The organism is Ruminiclostridium cellobioparum subsp. termitidis CT1112 (genome assembly GCF_000350485.1).
In the GTDB taxonomy this organism is placed as follows: Bacteria; Bacillota; Clostridia; order Acetivibrionales; family DSM-1351; genus Ruminiclostridium; species Ruminiclostridium termitidis.
In genome coordinates this window covers 1-644 of the sequence record NZ_AORV01000053.1, presented here as the reverse complement: position 1 = coordinate 644, position 644 = coordinate 1, and the positions used below count along the sequence as shown (strand labels likewise).

The window sequence follows — 644 nt, the reverse complement described above, 5'->3', positions numbered from 1 at the left end:
TCCCGTTATTTATGGCACTTGAGAAGTTTGAGGCCGCATTGGTAACTATAGGACCTGCCTCAACGGATACAGCCTCCAGAAGAGTTGTATCATAACCTAAATAGAAATTACAGGTTCCTACATTATTAACTTTGGTAACATTTGCGAAGGTAACAGGTACGGTCACAACTTCTCCCGATTTGCCTGCTGCTGTACCTACTGCTACTCCAAGACTCTCTCCGGTGCTGCCGGGAGTTACGGTAATAGTTAAATTAGGATTGGATGCTACGCCAAAATCGAAAGCAAGCACCTTTGTACCTGCCGTAAGAGTGTTGAGGTAACTCTTTAAAATCACTACAGTATTACCCGATACAGTATAATTGGTACCCTGTACCAGACCGGTTATTCCCCTGAAGGTATTGCCGTTAGGAGTGAGGGTTACAGTTATATCATTAGCCTTACCCTGTTCAAAAGTTGAGGTTACAGGAGTAATGCTTGGATTTAAGGTACCGGGAACTGAAATGGTAACGCTGCCGTCTGTCTTAATGACATTATTTATCTTGTTCATAGCGCCGTCGCCAAAAGCTCCGCCCGTCTTATGGGTTATAGGTGTTGTGACATTCTGTGCTGTGCTCTTCAAAGTAAACTTGATATTTGCGAACACG

1 protein-coding gene is annotated in these 644 nt (G+C 43.8%); it reads right to left on the bottom strand.

Annotated features, from left to right (window positions below; all coding sequences use genetic code 11):
• A partial coding sequence (locus CTER_RS18800; RefSeq protein WP_004628223.1) for a cohesin domain-containing protein occupies window positions 1-644 on the bottom strand: 644 nt, incomplete at both ends.